The 17912-nt window shown below is 67.5% G+C and carries 15 protein-coding genes; 4 read left to right on the forward strand and 11 right to left on the reverse strand.

All coding sequences use genetic code 11. The annotated features are described in order from the left end of the window. The 8 genes from NIBR502770_RS08375 to NIBR502770_RS08410 all read right to left on the reverse strand — a co-directional run bounded on the left by NIBR502770_RS08375 (position 1) and on the right by NIBR502770_RS08410 (position 8994). Complete coding sequence (locus NIBR502770_RS08375) at positions 1-861, reverse strand: shikimate dehydrogenase (protein WP_141181650.1); 861 nt, start codon at positions 859-861, stop codon at positions 1-3. Beyond that, on the reverse strand, positions 858-2567 hold the full coding sequence (gene mltG, locus NIBR502770_RS08380) for an endolytic transglycosylase MltG (protein WP_141181651.1): 1710 nt from the start codon (positions 2565-2567) through the stop codon (positions 858-860). Before mltG ends, NIBR502770_RS08375 begins: the two co-directional genes overlap by 4 nt. Further along, positions 2564-3163, reverse strand: coding sequence for a Holliday junction resolvase RuvX (gene ruvX / locus NIBR502770_RS08385; RefSeq protein ID WP_141160341.1), 600 nt, complete (start codon positions 3161-3163; stop codon positions 2564-2566). Before ruvX ends, mltG begins: the two co-directional genes overlap by 4 nt. A 7-nt stretch (positions 3164-3170) precedes the next feature. Beyond that, positions 3171-5849 carry an alanine--tRNA ligase gene (gene alaS, locus NIBR502770_RS08390; RefSeq protein ID WP_141181652.1) on the reverse strand — a complete coding sequence of 893 codons (2679 nt, stop codon included), beginning with the start codon at positions 5847-5849 and terminating at the stop codon, positions 3171-3173. Between the two features lie 125 nt (positions 5850-5974). After that, on the reverse strand, positions 5975-6205 hold the full coding sequence (locus NIBR502770_RS08395) for a DUF6167 family protein (protein ID WP_246839678.1): 231 nt from the start codon (positions 6203-6205) through the stop codon (positions 5975-5977). Positions 6206-6222: 17 nt separating this feature from the next. Then, positions 6223-6597 carry a DUF948 domain-containing protein gene (locus NIBR502770_RS08400; RefSeq protein WP_141160339.1) on the reverse strand — a complete coding sequence of 125 codons (375 nt, stop codon included), beginning with the start codon at positions 6595-6597 and terminating at the stop codon, positions 6223-6225. Positions 6598-6743: 146 nt separating this feature from the next. Further along, positions 6744-7370, reverse strand: coding sequence for a 30S ribosomal protein S4 (rpsD, locus tag NIBR502770_RS08405; RefSeq protein WP_009357431.1), 627 nt, complete (start codon positions 7368-7370; stop codon positions 6744-6746). 169 nt (positions 7371-7539) lie between these two features. Continuing rightward, the gene (locus NIBR502770_RS08410) at positions 7540-8994 is read right to left on the reverse strand and encodes a replication-associated recombination protein A (protein WP_141160338.1); all 1455 of its coding nucleotides are present in this window, start codon (positions 8992-8994) and stop codon (positions 7540-7542) included. A gap of 63 nt (positions 8995-9057) precedes the next feature. Here NIBR502770_RS08410 and NIBR502770_RS08415 point away from each other — a divergent pair, with 63 nt between their 5' ends. Then, on the forward strand, positions 9058-9726 hold the full coding sequence (locus NIBR502770_RS08415) for an acVLRF1 family peptidyl-tRNA hydrolase (RefSeq protein WP_141181653.1): 669 nt from the start codon (positions 9058-9060) through the stop codon (positions 9724-9726). A gap of 17 nt (positions 9727-9743) precedes the next feature. On the opposite strand, the gene NIBR502770_RS08420 is transcribed toward NIBR502770_RS08415, so the two are convergent. Together NIBR502770_RS08420 and aspS are read right to left on the reverse strand one after the other, a co-directional pair. Beyond that, complete coding sequence (locus NIBR502770_RS08420) at positions 9744-10508, reverse strand: N-acetyltransferase (RefSeq protein WP_141183368.1); 765 nt, start codon at positions 10506-10508, stop codon at positions 9744-9746. A 138-nt stretch (positions 10509-10646) separates the two neighbouring features. After that, on the reverse strand, positions 10647-12443 hold the full coding sequence (gene aspS / locus NIBR502770_RS08425; RefSeq protein ID WP_141181654.1) for an aspartate--tRNA ligase: 1797 nt from the start codon (positions 12441-12443) through the stop codon (positions 10647-10649). A gap of 97 nt (positions 12444-12540) precedes the next feature. Between aspS and NIBR502770_RS08430 the strand changes: the two genes are divergently transcribed. Then, on the forward strand, positions 12541-13821 hold the full coding sequence (locus tag NIBR502770_RS08430) for an APC family permease (RefSeq protein ID WP_141181655.1): 1281 nt from the start codon (positions 12541-12543) through the stop codon (positions 13819-13821). Here NIBR502770_RS08430 and hisS read toward each other — a convergent pair. Then, complete coding sequence (gene hisS, locus NIBR502770_RS08435; RefSeq protein ID WP_141181656.1) at positions 13818-15188, reverse strand: histidine--tRNA ligase; 1371 nt, start codon at positions 15186-15188, stop codon at positions 13818-13820. The genes NIBR502770_RS08430 and hisS overlap by 4 nt on opposite strands. A gap of 228 nt (positions 15189-15416) precedes the next feature. Between hisS and NIBR502770_RS08440 the strand changes: the two genes are divergently transcribed. Next, positions 15417-16235 (forward strand): peptidylprolyl isomerase, encoded by an 819-nt coding sequence (locus NIBR502770_RS08440; protein ID WP_141160333.1) that lies wholly within the window; start codon positions 15417-15419, stop codon positions 16233-16235. Between the two features lie 64 nt (positions 16236-16299). Further along, positions 16300-17889: a DUF349 domain-containing protein gene (locus NIBR502770_RS08445; protein WP_141181657.1), complete on the forward strand. Its 1590-nt coding sequence runs from the start codon at positions 16300-16302 to the stop codon at positions 17887-17889. The last annotated feature ends 23 nt before the right edge of the window (positions 17890-17912 follow it).

Raw genomic sequence — 17912 nt, forward strand, 5'->3', positions numbered from 1 at the left:
TCAGAACGCCCGCCGGGCAAGGCCGACTGCGTCACACATCACATCTATGACAGCTGCATTAACGTCTTCCCCGCGCCGGGTGAAGAGCCGCACCTGTTCCACGGCCTGGTACAGCAGCATTTCCAGGCCGGGCACTACGGCACCCCCGCCGGCCTGCCACACGGAAGCAACCAGGCTGGGCCACGGATCGTAGGCAACGTCCAGCAGGACGCCGGGGGTCCTGGTCTTCAACGCCGCAATTTCCGCGGCGAGTCCATCTGCCGCGCGGGGCGGCAGGGTGGAAATGACGACGTCGGCCTCCGCAGTGGGACGGGCGGCCGCAGCCAGCGGACGGATTTCGAGGGCCACGCCCAGGCTGTCGGCGGCGGAGCGGACCTCCGACGTCCGGGACGCATCACGGACAAAGACCTGCACGGTGCCGGTGCCCAGCTCCTGCAGGGCAGCGATGGCCGATGCCGCTGTTCCGCCGCCGCCGAGGATGACGGCCGACGGGGCCGCCTTGGTGCCGGCGTGCCGCAGGGCATTGACGATGCCTGTGACGTCCGTATTCGAGCCCACAGCCTTCAGGCTGCCCGCCGATTCCTCGAACGTGACGGTGTTGACCACGCCGAGGGTCCCCGCCACCCCACGTACCTCGTCCACCTCATCCAGCATGGCCGTCTTCAGGGGCATGGTCACCGAGAGGCCCCGCCAGCCCGGCTGGTCCCGGATCTGACGCATGAACGCGGGGAGCAGCGCCTCCGTGACGTCGATGGCCGTGTAACTGATGCCGGCCCCGAGCTGCCCGTAGGCAGAGAGGTGCAGCGCCGGGGACTTCGAGTGGCTGATCGGGTGGCCAAGGACGGCAGCCCGCAGGCTCATGTGCAGCGGCCCGCGTTGGCCTGGCACCACGCGTTGTACTGCTCAACGTAGGTGTTGTGTTCGGCCAGCGTCTTGGCGAACTTGGTCTCCTTGGTGTCCAGGTTCACGGTCACCCAGTAGAGGTAGTCGTTGGCCTTGGGCCGGGCGGCAGCGTCGATGGCGGTCTTGCCCGGTGAGCCGATGGGCCCGGGCGGCAGTCCCGGATTGGCGTAGGTGTTGTACGGGTTGGACTTGTCCTTCCGCTGCTCATCAGTGAAGTTGAAGCTCCGGGTGCCGAGGCCGTAGGTGACGGCCGAGTCAACCTGCAGGAACCCGCCGGTCTGGTCGTTGGGCTTGAGCCGGTTGTAGATGGCACCGGCCACGTCGCCGTAGTCGGCCTGCCCGCCTTCGGCCTGGACGATGCTTGCCACAATGACGGCCTCGTACTGCTTGGCCGGATCGGTGATGCCCTGGGATACCAGTTCGTCGGTGGTGGACTTCACCAAGGCCTGCAGGATGTCCTTGACAGGGGTGCCCAACGGAAAGCGGTACTCGCCGGGAGCGAGGTAGCCTTCGAGGTTCTTGGCGTTGGCCGGCAGGCCGAACTGGGCCGGTTGGTTGCTGAGCGCCTGCAGTTGCTGCATGGACGCTCCCGAGCCATCGGAGATCGCCTGCAGGGACTCGCTGATCCGCAGGCCCGCACTCAGCGCAAAGTAGATGACTTTGGTCTTGTCCTTGCCGGCCAGGACATTGACGGCATCGGCGTTCTTCATTTCGTTCTTGAAGACGTAGTCGCCGGGCGACAAGGTTGCCCCGGAGGCATGGAACGCCTGCATGAAAGTGTCCGCGTTGGCTACGACACGCTGGTTTTCCAGCTCGGTGGCGACGGAGCGCGTCCCCTCGCCGCTGGCAACGGTCACGTGCACCTCGCCGGTTCCGGGACCGGGAAAGTCCGATGGCTTCCCGTCGCCCAGCAAAGGTTTGAGGAACTGGGCGCCTACGGCGACCGCCGTCACAAAGACAGCAAGGGTCAGGAACAGGGCCAGCAGCCTGCGGCGGCGCCGGACCTTCTTGGACGGCCGCTTCACCACTTCAGCGGACGCTGCCGGGAGGATTCCGGCCACCGGGTCCGCATGCGCCGACTCCGGGTGGGTGTCGCCGTGGTGGTAATCCGTCGACCCGTAGTGGCCGTGCACGTCCTCCTCATGGTGGAGGTGGGTGTCCTGGTGCGGGACGTCGTGGTGGTGTGCGTCGGCGTAGTGCACCTCGTCCCCGTGGTGCGGGACGTCGTCGTGGTGCGCCGCTTCCCCATGGTGCGCGTCGGCGTAGTGCACCTCGTCCTGGTGGGCGGCGTCGTCATGGTGCGCCGCTTCCCCATGGTGCGGTACGTCGTCGGGGTGGCCGAGGGGCGGCGGGGTGCCGGCGGCACCTTCATCGGAGGTGCCGTGCCCGGCATGGTCGTCCTGGATGGACGGTGGCGTTTGCGGTGCTGCCGGGACATCTCCAGTAACGGGATGCGGGGCAAAGGTGGGCGCGGCCGCCGCGGCGGCAGGAGGTGCCGCCGGTGGCGGCGGGACGTCACCGGTTTCGTAGGCCTGCTCGGGCACGGCGTCGTGGCCTCCGGTGTTGAGGCTTTTCTCCCGGGCCCGCAGTTCCTTGCGGGTCAGTGGCCTCCCGGCCCCGGGGTCCAGCGGACTGGAGGTGTCGTCAATGTTGGCAGGGCTCACTGTTGCCTTCCATTATCTGAAGATTGGTTCGTGTCCGCGGGGATGGCGCGGACGGGCTGGTCCGCCCCACCGGCCCCCAGGTCCACGGACGGGGATGGCGCTGTCACGCGTGAGCCGACATCCGCTCCCCTGGCTTTCTGCATGTCGATGGCGTGCTGAAGAATACCCGCCGCCGCGACCTGATCAACTACTTTACGGTGGTCCCTGCTGCTCATGCCAGCTTCATGCAGGTTCCGGTGGGCCGAGACACTGCTGAGGCGTTCGTCCACGAGGTTAACCGGAACTGCCAGGCCGCGGCCGGCAAGCTCGGTTGCCAAAAGCAGTGCATAGTCGGCCGCCATCCGGGCAGACGCGTGTTCCTCGCCCTTCATGGTTTTGGGGAGGCCGACGATGACCTGAACGGCTCCAAGCTCTTCCGCGAGCTTGGCGATCACGCGCACGTCCGAATTCTTTTTAGCGTTCCGGTCGAGGGTCTTATAGGGCGTGGCAAGAATCGAATCGCGGTCGCAGATGGCCACCCCTACGCGGACGGTGCCGACGTCCACCCCCAGCTTCACGCCCTGGGGGTAGCCGCCGTCAGCAACAGCACTGGTCATGGCCCGGTTATCGCCTTGAGATGGCGTCGACGACGGCTGCCAGGGCAGCGCCGACCTTTCCGGCGTCGGTTCCGCCGCCCTGGGCGACGTCGTCCTTGCCGCCGCCGCCACCACCGAGGACACCGGCGGCGACCCGGACCAGGGCACCGGCCTTAACGCCTGCCTCCCTGGCGGCCTCGTTGGTGGCCACCAGGATCAGGGGACGGTCATTGGCGACGCCGGCGACGGCAACGGCCGCCGCACCGGAACCCAGGCGGTTGCGGAGGTCGAGGGCCAGCCCGCGGAGGTCGTCCGCGCCACTGACGGTGCCGGCGTCATGGGCCAGCACCTGCACTCCACCGGCGTCGCGGGCGGTGCTGACCAGCTGGGCGGCCGACGCAGCAAGCTGTTCCTTGCGGAGCCGGTCCAATTCCTTCTCCGTGGCCTTGAGCTTGGCCAGGGTTGCGGAAATCCTGTCGGCAAGCTGGCCGGACGGAACCTTGAGCAGATCAGTCAGCTCAGTCACCAGCGCGCGTTCGGCCGCAAGGTGGCGGAAGGCCTCCATGCCGACAAACGCCTCCACGCGGCGGTTCCCTGAACCTACGGACTGTTCGCCCAGCAGGGACAGGCTGCCGATCAGCGAGGTGTTGGCGACGTGGGTGCCGCCGCAGAGCTCGCGGGACCAGGCGCCGTCGATTTCCACCACCCGCACTTCGCTGCCATAGTTCTCGCCGAAGAGCGCCATGGCACCGAGGGCCTTAGCCTCGGCCAGCCCCATGATCTTCGTTTCCACCGCGTAGTTGTTGCGGATGGCAAGGTTGGAGACCTCTTCGATCTCGGACCGCGTAGCAGTGCTCAGCCCCTCGCCCCAGGCAAAATCGAAGCGCAGGTAGCCGGCCTTGTTGAAGGATCCGCGCTGGGTGGCTTCCGGGCCCAGGATCTGGTGCAGGGCGGCGTGCACGATGTGCGTGCCGGTGTGCGCCTGCTCGGCGGCATGGCGGCGTTCACGGTCGACGGCGGCGCGCACCAGGGAGTCTGCGCCGATTTCACCTTCGCGGACAACCGCCTTGTGTACGCTCAGTCCCTTCACAGGGCGCTGGACGTCCAGGACCTCGACGACGAACCCGTCACCGGTGATCAGGCCCGTGTCTGCGGCCTGGCCGCCGGCTTCGGCGTAGAACGGCGTCTCGGCAAGCACGAGTTCGATCTCGTCACCGGTGGACGCCTGCTGGACCTGCCGGCCCGCGCTGAGCAGTCCGCGGACGCGGGATTCGCCTTCGAGTTCGGAGTACCCGGTGAAGACTGTCTCGCCCTGGCCCAGGATTTCCTGGAAGACGCTGACGTCGGCGTGGCCGCCCTTCTTGCCCTTGGCGTCGGCCTGGGCGCGCTGGCGCTGTTCCTGCATGAGGCTGCGGAACGCCGCCTCATCAACCTTCAGGCCGGCCTCTTCGGCCATCTCAAGGGTGAGGTCGATCGGGAAGCCGTAGGTGTCGTGCAGGGTGAAGGCATCCTCGCCTGACAGGGGCTTGTTGGCCGCCTTCGACTCCTTGACCGCGTCCTCGAGCCGGGCGGTGCCGGAGGCGATGGTGCGCAGGAATGCCTTCTCCTCGGCGTAGGCGATGCGGCTGATCCGGTCGAAATCGGTCGCCACTACGGGGTAGACGCCCTTCATGGCGTCGCGTGAAGCCGGCAGCAGGTCGGGCAGGCAGGCCTGCTCGACGCCGAGGAGGCGCATGGAACGCACGGCGCGGCGGATGAGGCGGCGCAAAACGTAGCCACGTCCTTCGTTGGACGGTGTGACCCCGTCGGAGATCAGCATGAGGGCCGACCGGACGTGGTCTGCCACCACGCGCATGCGGACGTCGTCGGTGTGGTGCGGATCGTCCTCGGTTTCCGCGGAGGTGTACTCCTTGCCGGAGAGTTCGGCGGCCTTGTCGATCACGGGGCGGACCTGGTCGGTCTCGTACATGTTCTCGACGCCCTGCAGGATCATCGCGAGGCGTTCCATGCCCAGGCCGGTATCGATGTTCTTCTTCGGCAGCTCTCCAACGATGTCAAAGTCGACCTTGGAGCGGACGTTCTCGATCTGGTACTGCATGAACACGAGGTTCCAGATCTCGATGTAGCGGGTCTCGTCAGCCAGCGGTCCGCCTTCGATGCCGTAGGCCGGTCCGCGGTCGTAGTAGATCTCGGAGCAGGGTCCTGCCGGGCCGGGCTGGCCAGTTGACCAGTAGTTGTCCGACTTGCCCATGCGCTGGATGCGTTCGGCGGGGACGCCGGTGTTCTTCAGCCACAGCTCCTCGGCCTCGTCGTCCTCCTCATAGACGGTCACCCACAGCTTCTCGGGCGGAAGGCCGTAGCCGCCGTCGTCAACGCCCGTGGTGAGCAGCTCCCAGGCGAACTTGATGGCGTCTTCCTTGAAGTAGTCGCCAAAGGAGAAGTTGCCGCACATCTGGAAGAAGGTGCCGTGCCGGGCGGTCTTGCCCACTTCCTCGATGTCGCCGGTGCGGATGCACTTCTGGACACTGGTGGCGCGGGAGTATGGTGCTTCCTCGCGCGCGGTGAGGTAGGGAATGAACGGGACCATGCCGGCCACCGTGAACAGCAGCGAGGGGTCGCTGGAGACCAGCGATGCGGAGGGAACCGCGGTGTGGCCCTTGCTGACAAAAAAGTCCACCCAGCGCTTTGTGATCTCCTGCGACTTCATGAGCTGTTTTCTTACCCTTCTTGGTCCGCGCCGATGGGGCACGGGTCTTTCGTTCAGGTGGCCTGGCCCCGGATAGGGGGTCCTGCCGGTTGTTGGCTGGCTGCCGGTGTTGAGCCCTGCCGGGCCTAGCGGCGGACCACTTCAGCGGACTCGATGCCCAGGGCGGACCTCAGGTCTGTTTCCCGTTCCCGCATCCCGGCGCGGACGGCGTCGGCGAAGTCGTAGACCCCGTCGGCCAGCCGGCCCACGGAGCGGTTCAGCCCTTCCGGCCCCAGGCTGGCCTGGGCTTGGCTCACTTTTCGGAAGGCAATGACGCCGATGGCCACGCCGATTCCCATCCAGACAATTCTCTTCATGTTTATTCTTTTCGGATCTAGCGGCTGCGGCGCCCGGCGGCGGGCTTCCGTCGGTTGGCGAAGGCGCTGCGGACGCCGTAGCTGAAGGCGGCAACCTTGATCAGCGGGGAGCCGACCGTTGCGGCGACCAGCGAGGACAGCGCGGAAATGTTGGCCGAGGCATCCGAGACGTTGGACGAGATGCCGTCCACCTTCTTCAGCTGCTGGTTGGTCGTGGAGACGGTGGCCGTGACCTCGTCCATGAGGGGCGTGGCGCCGTCGCTCAGGGACCTGATGGTGGTCCGCACCTCATCGAAGACTTTTCCCAGCTTCAGGATGGGGACCGCAAGCAGCAGGACCAGGAGCGCGAACACCCCGGCAGCGATCAGGCCGGCAATATCGCCACCAGACATAGACGTTCATCTCCTCGAAATTCCGTGGTTGGGTTCCAGCCTGCCCGCGACCGCAAAGGGGCGCCGCGCAGATGTCCCCCAAGTACCTTACATACAAAGAAGCCCGCGGCGCTTGCCACGGGCTTCTTTGGGTACGCTGCTGGGATTTAGCGTGCGTAGAATTCGACGACGAGCTGCTCTTCGCAGGTCACCGGGATCTCGGAACGCTTGGGGCGGCGGACCAGGCGGGCCTGCAGGGCTTCCAGCTTGACGTCCAGGTAGGCCGGAACGGCAGGCAGGACGTCGCGGTGGGCGCCGGCTGCGGCAACCTGGAGCGGAACCATGGTTTCGCTGCGGCTGTGGACGTGGACCAGCTGGCCCTCGCCGACACGGAACGACGGACGGTCAACGCGGACGCCGTCAACCATGATGTGGCGGTGCACAACCAGCTGGCGGGCCTGGGCGATGGTGCGGGCAAAACCGGCACGCAGCACCAGGGCGTCAAGGCGCATTTCGAGCAGTTCGATGAGGTTCTCACCGGTCAGGCCCTTGGTGCGGCGGGCTTCTTCGAAGGCACGGGTCATCTGTGCTTCGCGGATGCCGTACTGTGCACGCAGGCGCTGCTTTTCGCGCAGACGTACGGCGTAGTCGGAGTCCTGCTTCTTGCGGGCGCGGCCATGCTCACCGGGGCCGTACGGACGGCGCTCCATGTACTTGGCGGCCTTGGGGGTCAGGGCAATGCCGAGGGACCGCGAGAGGCGGGCCTGACGGCGAGCACGAGTGTTGTTAGCCACTTGTGTCCTTCCAATATCTGCGGTGTGTCAGGGTTACTGGCCTCCACGATGGAGAGCATCGGCCAACCGCTGCCTTTTGCTACTGGGCACAGGGCATAACCTTGCCAAAGTGAATTGGGGAGATTGTGCGTCCGCGCCTTGCCAGACAAAGATTCAGCTTACCACGCCATCACGTGCCCCGGACAATCCTCCGCAGGCGCTCCAGCCGTTGGGCGATGTCCCGTTCAGCACCGTTGCCGGTGGGCTGGTAGTAGTCGCGGCCCACCAGGTCATCGGGCGGATACTGCTGGGTGGCCACTGCGTGCGGCGCGTCGTGGGCGTACTTATAGCCAACACCGTGGCCCAGCTGCTTGGAGCCCGGGTAATGGGCATCGCGCAGGTGGGCGGGAATTCCGACGCCGAGGCCGGCCCGGACATCTGCGATGGCTTTGTTGATGCCCATGTAGGCGGCGTTCGACTTGGGGGCGGTGGCGAGGTGGACCACAGCCTCCGCCAGGATGATCCGGCCCTCGGGCATGCCAATAAGCTGCACGGCCTGTGCTGCTGCGACGGCGGTCTGCAGCGCGGTGGGATCTGCCATGCCCACGTCCTCGGCCGCGGAGATGACGATCCGCCGGGCCACGAACCGGGGGTCCTCCCCCGCCTCGAGCATCCGGGCAAGGTAGTGCAGGGCCGCGTCCACGTCGGATCCCCTGATGGACTTAATGAACGCGCTGGCCACGTCGTAGTGCTGGTCCCCGGCACGGTCGTAGCGGACGGCGGCCGCATCCAGGGCGCGCTCGGTGTGGCGCAGCTCCACGGTGACCGGCTCTTCGGCGACAGGTTCGGAAGGTGCGCCGTCCTCCCCCGCTGGACGTTCGACGTCGTCCGCGTCACCGAAAGCGACGCCCGCAGCGGCTTCCAGGGCGGTAAGCGCCCTGCGGGCGTCGCCGCCGGACAGCCGGACCAGGTGCTCCAGGGCTTCCTCGCTGAGCCGGACCTTGCCGCCCAGCCCGCGCGGATCCTCCACGGCCCGCACCAGGAGGCCCTCGATGTCCGCATCCGTCAAGGGCTTGAGCGTGAGGAGCAGGGAGCGGGAGAGCAACGGCGAGACCACCGAGAAAGAGGGGTTTTCCGTGGTGGCAGCCACGAGGACCACCCACCGGTTTTCGACGCCGGGGAGCAGGGCGTCCTGCTGGGCCTTGTTGAAGCGGTGGATCTCGTCCAGGAACAGCACCGTGGTGGTCTTGTAGAGGTCGCGGGCGGTCAGGGCGTCGTCCATGACCCGCCGGACATCCTTGACGCCGGCAGTGATGGCGGACAGCTCGACGAACTTCCGGCCCGGCCCCCGCGCAATGACGTGCGCCAGCGTGGTCTTGCCGGTGCCCGGAGGGCCCCACAGGATCAGGGAGCTGGGTCCGGCCGGACCGGCGGCGTCCGCGCCTGCACCGGCCGCCAGCTGGCGCAGCGGCGAGCCTTGGCCGAGCAGGTGCTGCTGGCCCACCACCTCGTCCAGGGTGCGGGGCCGCATGCGAACGGCAAGCGGGCTGCGCGGCGAACCGTTGCCCCGGGAACCGGCGCTCTCCCTGGCGGCGGGCCGGTCGTCGTCGTCGTTTTCTGGCCCGTTCCCGAAGAGATCATCCACATAGATAGGCTACTTCCAGTCCGGCACCTGCTTTTCCCCTCCCCCTGACCGCAAGGAACCGCCATGCACGCCCCCGGCCACTCCGGCGCCCAGTCTTCCGTGAGGACAGCATTCGTGTCCGGCCCGCGGCTGCCGGGCTGGGCGGAACGCTTCGGCACCTCCCACGGCGGTTACCAGTTGCAGGACGGCGACGACGGCCTGCTCCTTGTGGCGGCCGACGGCGCGGAGGCGCTCCTGCAGGCTCCGTGGCCGGCCGATGGTCGTCCGGGCCGCGGCACCGGACCGCTGGAGCGGCTCGCGGCACTTGCTTCCCAGCCGCGCCGGCTGGGACTGCTGCTGGTGAGGCGGGGCGGATACGGCATCGGGGTGGCAAGTGAAGGCATCCTGCTCGCATCCAAGGCAGGCACCCGGTACGTCCAGTCCCGCACCGCGGCGGGCGGCCAGTCCCAGCAGCGCTTTGCCCGCCGCCGTTCCAACCAGGCCGATGCCCTGGTGGGTGCCGTGGCGCAGCAGGCCGTGGAGGTGTTCCGCGGGGCCGCCTTCGAGTATGTGGTGCCCGGCGGCGACAGGACCCTGGCGGACCTCGTCCTTGCCGAGCCGCTGCTGCGCGGGTACGCACGCTTGCCGCGCCTTGCCTACCTGGACGTTGCCGAGCCCCGGACCGCCGTGTTGAAGAAGGCCGCGGCGGATGCCTGCTCGGTGCGGGTCACGGTGACGGATCCGGCGGGTTAGCCGGCCGTCCTTGATTGTCAGCAGCCGGTGGGGGCGCGCCGGGGGCGCTCCTGACGGTACAGGTAGCGGCCGGCTTCGCGGAAGCCTGACTTCGCGTACAGCTCCTGCGCGCCGTGGTTCGCTGCCGTGACCAGCAGCCAGAAGCCGTGCACGCCGCGCGCTTTGCCGGCGTGAAGCAGGCCCTGCAGGATGGCTGCGGCGAAACCCTTGCGGCGCGCTTCCGGAAGGGTGGCCATGCAGTACAGGCCGCCCTGCCCACTGCCGTCCGGGAGGGCAAGGCGCCCGACGGCGGCTGGCCGCCCGTCGCCGTCACGCGCCAGGGCATACACGGAGGGACAGCCCTTGAGGATGGTTTCGGCGACGGCCAGAGGGTCCTCCCCTCCCCGGCCGTCCACGTCCCACCAGACCCGCAGCCACTCCCCTGACGGCTCTGTGGAGAGTTCCACCGCTGCCGCGGCGCCTGCGGGAATCCGGGCGTCCATTGCGCTGCGGGTCATGACCAGGGTCTCGGACTGGCGGGTGAAGCACTCCGCGTCCAGCAGCCGGTGAAGCGCGGACGCTGCCGGGGTGTCGAAGAGCTGGAAGATGACCGGGAGGCGGCGGCTGCGGTACCAGGCCCTGGCCTCCCTGAGCAGGCCCGGGAGGTCGTCGCTGCACTGGTCGCCACCGAACTGTTCACTGCGTGGCCAGATGGAGTTGGCCCGCTGGGTGACGCCTGCGGCCGCCCGAAGCATCCAGCCGCCGGCCTCATGGCGGTCCGGCGCTGGCCACGCTGCGTCCATGGCGGCTTCAAGGCCCAGGGGTGCGGGTTGGACCTGGCTCGGTGTGGTCACGGGGCTGTTCCTTCCTTAACGGCAGGAGGTCCCCCGGGCGGACCGGGGAACCTCCAATGATTGCGGCCTGGGGCCACTAACCGTGCACTACTGCTTGTCTTCTGGCTTCTTCGCTTCCGGCTTTTTGGCCTCCGGCTTGAAGTCCACGCCCGCTTCCTTGCGCTGCTGCGGCGTGATCGGGGCCGGGGCCTCGGTGAGGGGGTCATGGCCGCCGCCGGACTTCGGGAAGGCGATGACGTCGCGGATGGACTCGACGCCCGCCAGCAGCGACACCACGCGGTCCCAGCCGAAGGCAATGCCACCGTGCGGGGGCGCGCCGTACTTGAAGCCTTCCAGCAGGAACCCGAACTTGGTCTGGGCGTCTTCCTTGTCCAGGCCCATCAGTTCGAAGACGCGTTCCTGCACTTCGCGCTGGTGGATACGGATGGAGCCGCCACCGATTTCGTTGCCGTTGCAGACAATGTCGTAGGCGTAGGAGAGCGCCGACTCGGGATCCTTGTCGAATGTGTCAAGGAATTCCGGCTTGGGCGAGGTGAAGGCGTGGTGCACGGCAGTCCACTGGCCTCCGCCGACAGCAACATCGCCGGAGGCGACGGCAGCGGCGGCGGGTTCGAACATGGGTGCATCCACCACCCAGCAGAAGGCCCAGTCTGTGGGATCGATCAGGCCGGTGCGGTGGCCGATTTCCACGCGGGCGGCACCCAGCAGGGCGCGCGAGGGGGTCTTTTCACCAGCGGCGAAGAAGATGCAGTCGCCGGGCTTCGCGCCCACGGCGTCGGCCAGGCCGGCACGCTCAAACTCGGTGAGGTTCTTCGCCACCGGTCCCGCGAGCTCGCCGTCTTCCTTGTACAGGACGTACGCAAGGCCCTTGGCCCCGCGCTGCTTGGCCCATTCCTGCCAGGCGTCCAGGGCGCGGCGCGCCTGCGAAGCACCGCCGGGCATGACGACGGCGCCCACGTAGGGAGCCTTGAACACGCCGAAGTTGGTGTCCTTGAAGAATTCGGTGAGCTCGGTCAGCTCCAGCCCGAAGCGAAGGTCCGGCTTGTCGGAGCCGTACCGGCCCATCGCGTCCGCGTACGTGATGCGCTGGATGGGCGTGGGAATCTCCACCCCGATGAGTTGCCACACAGCCTTGACGATGTTCTCGCCCAGCCGGATGATGTCGTCCTGGTCAACGAAGCTCGCCTCGATGTCCAGCTGGGTGAATTCCGGCTGCCGGTCCGCGCGGAAGTCCTCGTCGCGGTAGCAGCGGGCGATTTGGTAGTACTTTTCGAACCCGCCCACCTGCAGCAGCTGCTTGAACAGCTGCGGGGACTGCGGAAGCGCGTACCAGGAACCCGGAGCCAGGCGTGCCGGAACCAGGAAGTCACGGGCGCCCTCCGGCGTCGAACGCGTGAGGGTGGGCGTCTCGATCTCCACGAAGCCCTCCTGGTGGAGCAGGTCGCGCGCCACCCGGTTGGCCTCGGAACGGAGCCGCAGGTTGCGGCTGGGGCCGGGGCGGCGCAGGTCCAGGTAGCGGTGCTTGAGGCGGGCTTCCTCGCCGACTTCCACGTGTTCGTCAATCTGGAACGGCAGGGGGTCGGAGGTGTTGAGGATGGTGACGTCCTCGGCGATGACCTCGATCCCACCAGTGGCCAGCGCCGGGTTCTCATTACCTTCGGGGCGCTTGGACACGGTGCCCGTGACCTGCAGGACGTATTCGTTGCGCAGTCCGTGGAACACTTCCTCCTCGCGGACCACCACCTGGGCCACGCCGGAAGCGTCACGCAGGTCGACGAATGCCACACCACCGTGGTCACGACGGCGGCCCACCCAGCCGGCCAGGGTTACGGTTTGTCCAATGTGCTCGGAACGAAGGGATCCGAGGTCATGTGTGCGCAGCACAGCACGCCTTTCTGCGGGAAAACAGTGGGAAGTTCAATATGATCGTTGCGGGAACGATCCCGTCCGAGTTTACCCGCTGGAAGGGCGATGCCACCGCATGAGCGAACCGCAGCAGCTGCAGCGCAGGCTCGGGACCTTTGACGCCACCGCGATCGGACTCGGGTCCATGCTGGGCGCCGGGGTATTCGTGGTCTTCGCTCCGGCCGCCGCGCTGGCCGGAAACCTGCTGGTCCTCTCCGTGCTCGTCGCGGGTGTGGTGGCGTACTGCAACGCCGTCGCGTCTGCCGCCCTTGCGGCCATTTACCCCACCAGCGGCGGGACCTACGTGTACGGCAGGAACCAGCTCGGCGAATGGCCGGGCTTCCTGGCCGGCTGGGGTTTCGTCACTGGCAAGACAGCCTCCTGCGCGGCCATGGCTCTGACGTTCGGCAACTACGTGGCACGGGATTACGCGGTCCCGGTGGCGGTGGCCGCTGTCGTGGCGCTCACCGGAGTCAACCTGCTCGGCATAACCCGGACCGCCCTGCTGACGCGCATCCTGCTGTGCATGGTCCTCGCGACGCTGGTGTTCGTCGCGGTTGCTGCGTGGCTGGGCCCGCACGCCGGGGCCGGACCCGCCGGGGCGCCGTCGGACAACCCGGCGGGGGTGCTGCCGGCGGCAGGCCTGGTGTTTTTCGCCTTTGCCGGCTACGCCCGGATCGCCACGCTGGGCGAAGAAGTCAAGGACCCCGCCCGGGCCATCCCCCGGGCCATCCTGGCAGCCCTGGCGGCCGCCTTCGCCATCTACCTGCTGCTGGCATTGCTCCTGCTTGCCCACCTCGGAGAGCGGCTCGGGACATCCGCGACACCGCTGCTGGACGCCGTCCTCGATTCCCGTCTTGCCCCTGCCGCGCCGCTGGTGCAGGCCGGCGCTGCCGCCGCGTGCCTGGGCGCCCTCCTCGCACTGATTACCGGCGTGGGCCGGACCACCCTGGCCATGGCACGGGAACGCGATCTTCCGGGCCCGCTGGCAAAAGTGGGTGGCAGCCATACCGTTCCGTATGTGGCCGAACTCGCCGTGGCCGCCGTCGTGATCCTGCTCCTGGTGACCACCGACGTGATGACCGTGGTGGGCTTTTCAAGCTTCGGCGTGCTGGTCTATTACGCCGTTGCCAACGCCTCCGCCTTCACGCTGGCAACGCACCCCGGGTACGCCCCCCGCTGGCTGAATGTCCTCGGCTTCCTCGGCTGCGCCGTCCTGGCCTTCACCCTGCCCCGGGCTTCGGTCCTGGCTATGGCAGCGGTCCTGGCCGCGGGTGTGGCCGGGCGCGCGCTGGTGCTGCGTTTCCGGCAGCCTCAGCGCCAGCGCCAGCGTCCCGGGCCCCGAGGTCCTGACTAAACGGAGGCAGCTGCCGGCGAGGTGGTTTCAACCTGCACCGTGAGGTCCCCGACGGGCGGCATCCAGGTTTCGGGAGCGGCCAGCACCTGTTCACCGGTGCGGATGTCCTTGACCTGGTGGGTGCCGTCCTCGTCGGTGAACCAGACGAAGGGGATCCCCCGGCGGTCCGCGAACTTGATCTGCTTGCCGAACTTCTCGGCCCTGGCCGCCACCTCGGTGGGAATTCCGCGGCTGCGCAGCAGGGCGGCGACATCCTGGGCCGCGCCCCAGCTGTCGTCGTGATTCAGGGCCACCAGCACGGCGGTGGGAACCGAACGGGAGGCTTTGGCCAGGTCCTGGCTGAGGATGCGCGACACCAGGCGGGTCACGCCGATGGACAACCCCACGCCCGGGAACTTGCGGTTGCCCTTGGACGCCAGGGCGTCGTACCGGCCGCCGGAGCAGATGGAACCCAGCTGCTCGTGGCCCACCAGCACCGTTTCCACCACGGTGCCGGTGTAGTAGTCCAGGCCGCGGGCGATGCTGAGGTCTGCCAGTACCTTGCCGGGAGCCCGCTGCACGGCGGCATCGATGACCTGCTCCAGTTCGTCCAGGCCTTCATCCAGGAGCTCGTTGCTGACACCGAGGGCACGGACCTGCGCCACGAAGGACGTGTCTTCCGTGCGGATGGCGGCGAGCTGGAGTGCCTTGGTGGCCTGGTCTTCGGTTGCGCCCAGTTCGGCCTTCAGCAGTTCCGTCACCTTGGCGGGACCGATCTTTTCAAGCTTGTCGATGCTGCGCAGCACCCCAGCGGTGTCATCAAGGCCGATGCCGCGGTAGAAGCCTTCGGCCAGCTTGCGGTTGTTGATACGGAGGCGGAAGTCCGGGATGGGCAGCGCGCTCAGTGCCTCGGCGATGACCAGCGCAATTTCGACGTCGTAACGGAACGGAAGCTCGCCGTCGCCCACCACGTCGATATCCGCCTGCGTGAATTCACGGGCCCGGCCCTCCTGGGGCCGCTCACCGCGCCACACCTTCTGGATCTGGTAGCGGCGGAACGGGAAGGCAAGGTAACCGGCGTTTTCGACGACGTAGCGGGCAAACGGCACCGTCAGGTCAAAGTGCAGGGCAAGCGCGTTGGGGTCGGCCTTGCCGCCCTTGACCGGATTGTCGCCCTCGTCCTCCTGGAGCCGGCTCAGTCCATAGACTTCCTTGTCGATCTCCCCCTTGCGCAGGAGCTGGCCCACCGTCTCCACGGCGCGGGTTTCAATTGAGGCAAAACCATGGAGCTCAAAGACCCTGCGCAGGGTATCGAGCACATGCAGCTCCACCAGCCGCTCCTCTGGAAGCCACTCGGGGAATCCGGACAGGGAGGCGGTGCGTGCCATGGGGAAGGTTCTCCTTAGGGATGGAAGGCGCGGCGGCACCGGCGGCCACACCGCCCAGGCGGCGTACGGCGGCAGCACAGCCAGCCATGCATAAACTATGTGCGGCAGCCAGTTTATGCGTCATCCGTGTGCATCTCTAATGCAGCGGACGCGTACAGCCTGGCCCCTTTACTTCCTGCGCCCCGCGGCTGCCCGCGGAATGCAGGAGCCCGACGATGAGGAGGACCCTTGGCGGCCAGTTCACGCAGTGCCCGCGAAACGAAACGGCGCATCCAGCAAATGGAAGCCAAGCGTGAGCTCCGGCGCGACCAGGAGAAGCGGCGGAAACGGGACAACCTCGTGGCCGCCGGTGCCGGAACCGCCGCTGTGGTGCTCGCCGTCGTCCTTCAACTCACCGCGTTCGCCGGGAACCCCACCGAGGACGAATATGCGGCAGCCAAGGCGGGGCTGACAGAGCCGTCCGCTTCCGCCAGCGCGTCCGCCACTCCGTCGGCTCCGGCAACCAACGGTCCGAACATTCCGGCGGCAGACACGGCGGCCGGAAAGACGTTCACCGGGCAATTGATGCTGAACGGCAGTCCCCTGGGCGTGGAGGTTGACGGAACCAAAGCTCCGCAGGCCGCCGCCGTCTTCAAGTCCCTCAGCGACGAAGGCTACTTCAACGGCAAGACGTGCCACCGGCTCACCACCGCAGACCAGTTCGGCGTGCTGCAGTGCGGTTCGCCCAACGGCGACGGCCAGGGCGATCCCAACTACACGTGGGGCCCACTGGAAAACACCCCCGCGGACAACATGTATCCCGCCGGGACCATTGCCGTTGCCCGTACCGGCAACAACGCCTACGGCAACGGGACGCAGTTCTTCATCGTCTACAAGGACACCGCCATTCCGGCAGATGCCGCGGGCGGCTACACCGTGGTGGGCAAGGTGACGTCGGGCCTGGATGTGGTGTCCGGCATCGCTGCCGCCGGCATCACGCCGGGTGCCAGCGACACGGACGGAGCGCCAAAACAACCAGTCACGATAGACTCGTTTTCTCTGAAGTAGGCCGGGCCCGCAGGGCTACGGTGCAGTACGTGAGTATTTCCCTCCAAGCGAAAGACTTTTAGCGGTGACAGACAGTCAGAAATCCGACGAAACAGCAACAGGCGCAAGCGACACCACGGCACCGGCCGCCGACGACGCTACCCTTCCTGCTGCAGATGCCGAGCAGGCACTCGTGACACCTGAAGCCACAGCTTCGGAGGAAGGCACCGCTGAAGTTGAGGCCGCCGCGGACGGTCCTGCAAAGCCCGAAGACCAGGCCGGCACGGGCACCGTCGCTGGCGCGGCCGCGCCGGCTCCCGGGCCCCGGCCGTCCGCACCGTCACCCGCTGCCTTTGCTTCGCGCCCCAAGCCGGCCGCCGCTGCCCCCGCTGCCGCACCGGCCCCCGCCGCACCCAGCACGTCCGTCGCCGAGGCCTCCAAGTGGGGCCGCGTGGAAGGCGACGGCCACGTTTACCTGACCATCGACGGCGGCGAACACCCCGTGGGCCAGTACCCCGGCGTGAGCGGCGATGAGGCGCTGATCTACTTCGCCCGGAAATACGACGACGTCGTGGCGCAGATTGTGCTCCTGGAACAGCGAGTCAGTTCCAAGGCTTCCAGCACCGACATGCAGAAGACGGTGGCGCACCTGCGTGAACAGCTCGCCGAACGCAACATGGTGGGCGACCTGCGGGCCGCCGAGGCCCGCCTGGACCAGCTGTCCGGGCAGATCACCGAGCTGGAGAAAGCGGAGAAGGCCGAACACGATGCCGTCCGCGCCTCCGAGCTCGCAGCCCGCGAAGCCATTGTTGCCGAAGCAGAACAGATTTCCGGCCAGGACCCCGCGCAGACCCAGTGGAAGACCTCCAGCGCCCGGATGAACGAGTTGTTTGAGAACTGGAAAACTGCCCAGAAGAGCGGTGTGCGGCTGGGCCGGAGCAACGAGGATGCGCTGTGGAAGCGGTTCAGGGCTGCACGTACCGTCTTTGACAGGCACCGCCGGGCCTACTTCTCCCAGCTGGACAGCAACAACTCGGCGGCCAAGGCCGCCAAGGAGAAGCTGATCGCCGAGGCTGAGGCGCTGTCCACCTCAACGGACTGGGGCTTCGCCGCCGGCGAATACCGCCGGCTGATGGACCAGTGGAAGGCATCGCCGCGCGCCAGCCGGAAGGACGATGACGCGCTCTGGGCCCGGTTCCGCGCCGCACAGGACGTGTTCTTCACCTCCCGGCAGGCTGCCAACGACGAGATCGACCAGGAGTACGCGGCAAACCTTACGGTAAAGGAGGAGCTGCTGGCGGAGGCCAACAGCATCCTGCCGGTGAAGGACCTGGCGGCAGCCAAGAAGGCACTCCAGTCCGTCCGCGACCGCTGGGAAGACGCCGGCAAGGTGCCCCGTGCTGACATGGGCCGGATCGAGGCCGGACTCCGCAAGGTGGAGGATGCCGTCCGCCACGCCGAGGAAGAACAGTGGCAGCGGTCCAACCCGGAGCGGAAGGCACGCACCAACAGCGCGCTCTCGCAGCTGGAATCGGCCATTGCCGGGCTCCAGGAAGACCTCGCCAATGCCGAGAAGACCGGCGACCAGCGCAAGATCAAGGCCGCACAGGAGGCGCTCGAAGCCCGCCAGGCCTGGCTTGACCAGATCCAGCGTTCAGCAAGCGAGCTGTCCTGACCTTCCAGCCCTGAGGTGAGGCC

The sequence above is a fragment of the Pseudarthrobacter sp. NIBRBAC000502770 genome, assembly GCF_006517815.1.
GTDB classification, from domain to species: domain Bacteria; phylum Actinomycetota; class Actinomycetes; order Actinomycetales; family Micrococcaceae; genus Arthrobacter; species Arthrobacter niigatensis.

Excerpts from the sequence above, each read along its gene's own strand:
- NIBR502770_RS08375 (WP_141181650.1), bottom strand. The coding sequence starts at position 861 with ATGAGCCTGCGGGCTGCCGTCCTTGGCCACCCGATCAGCCACTCGAAG.
- ruvX (WP_141160341.1), bottom strand. The coding sequence starts at position 3,163 with ATGACCAGTGCTGTTGCTGACGGCGGCTACCCCCAGGGCGTGAAGCTG.
- alaS (WP_141181652.1), bottom strand. The coding sequence starts at position 5,849 with ATGAAGTCGCAGGAGATCACAAAGCGCTGGGTGGACTTTTTTGTCAGC.
- NIBR502770_RS08395 (WP_246839678.1), bottom strand. The coding sequence starts at position 6,205 with ATGAAGAGAATTGTCTGGATGGGAATCGGCGTGGCCATCGGCGTCATT.
- NIBR502770_RS08400 (WP_141160339.1), bottom strand. The coding sequence starts at position 6,597 with ATGTCTGGTGGCGATATTGCCGGCCTGATCGCTGCCGGGGTGTTCGCG.
- NIBR502770_RS08415 (WP_141181653.1), top strand. The coding sequence starts at position 9,058 with ATGCACGCCCCCGGCCACTCCGGCGCCCAGTCTTCCGTGAGGACAGCA.
- NIBR502770_RS08420 (WP_141183368.1), bottom strand. The coding sequence starts at position 10,508 with ATGGACGCAGCGTGGCCAGCGCCGGACCGCCATGAGGCCGGCGGCTGG.
- NIBR502770_RS08430 (WP_141181655.1), top strand. The coding sequence starts at position 12,541 with ATGAGCGAACCGCAGCAGCTGCAGCGCAGGCTCGGGACCTTTGACGCC.
- hisS (WP_141181656.1), bottom strand. The coding sequence starts at position 15,188 with ATGGCACGCACCGCCTCCCTGTCCGGATTCCCCGAGTGGCTTCCAGAG.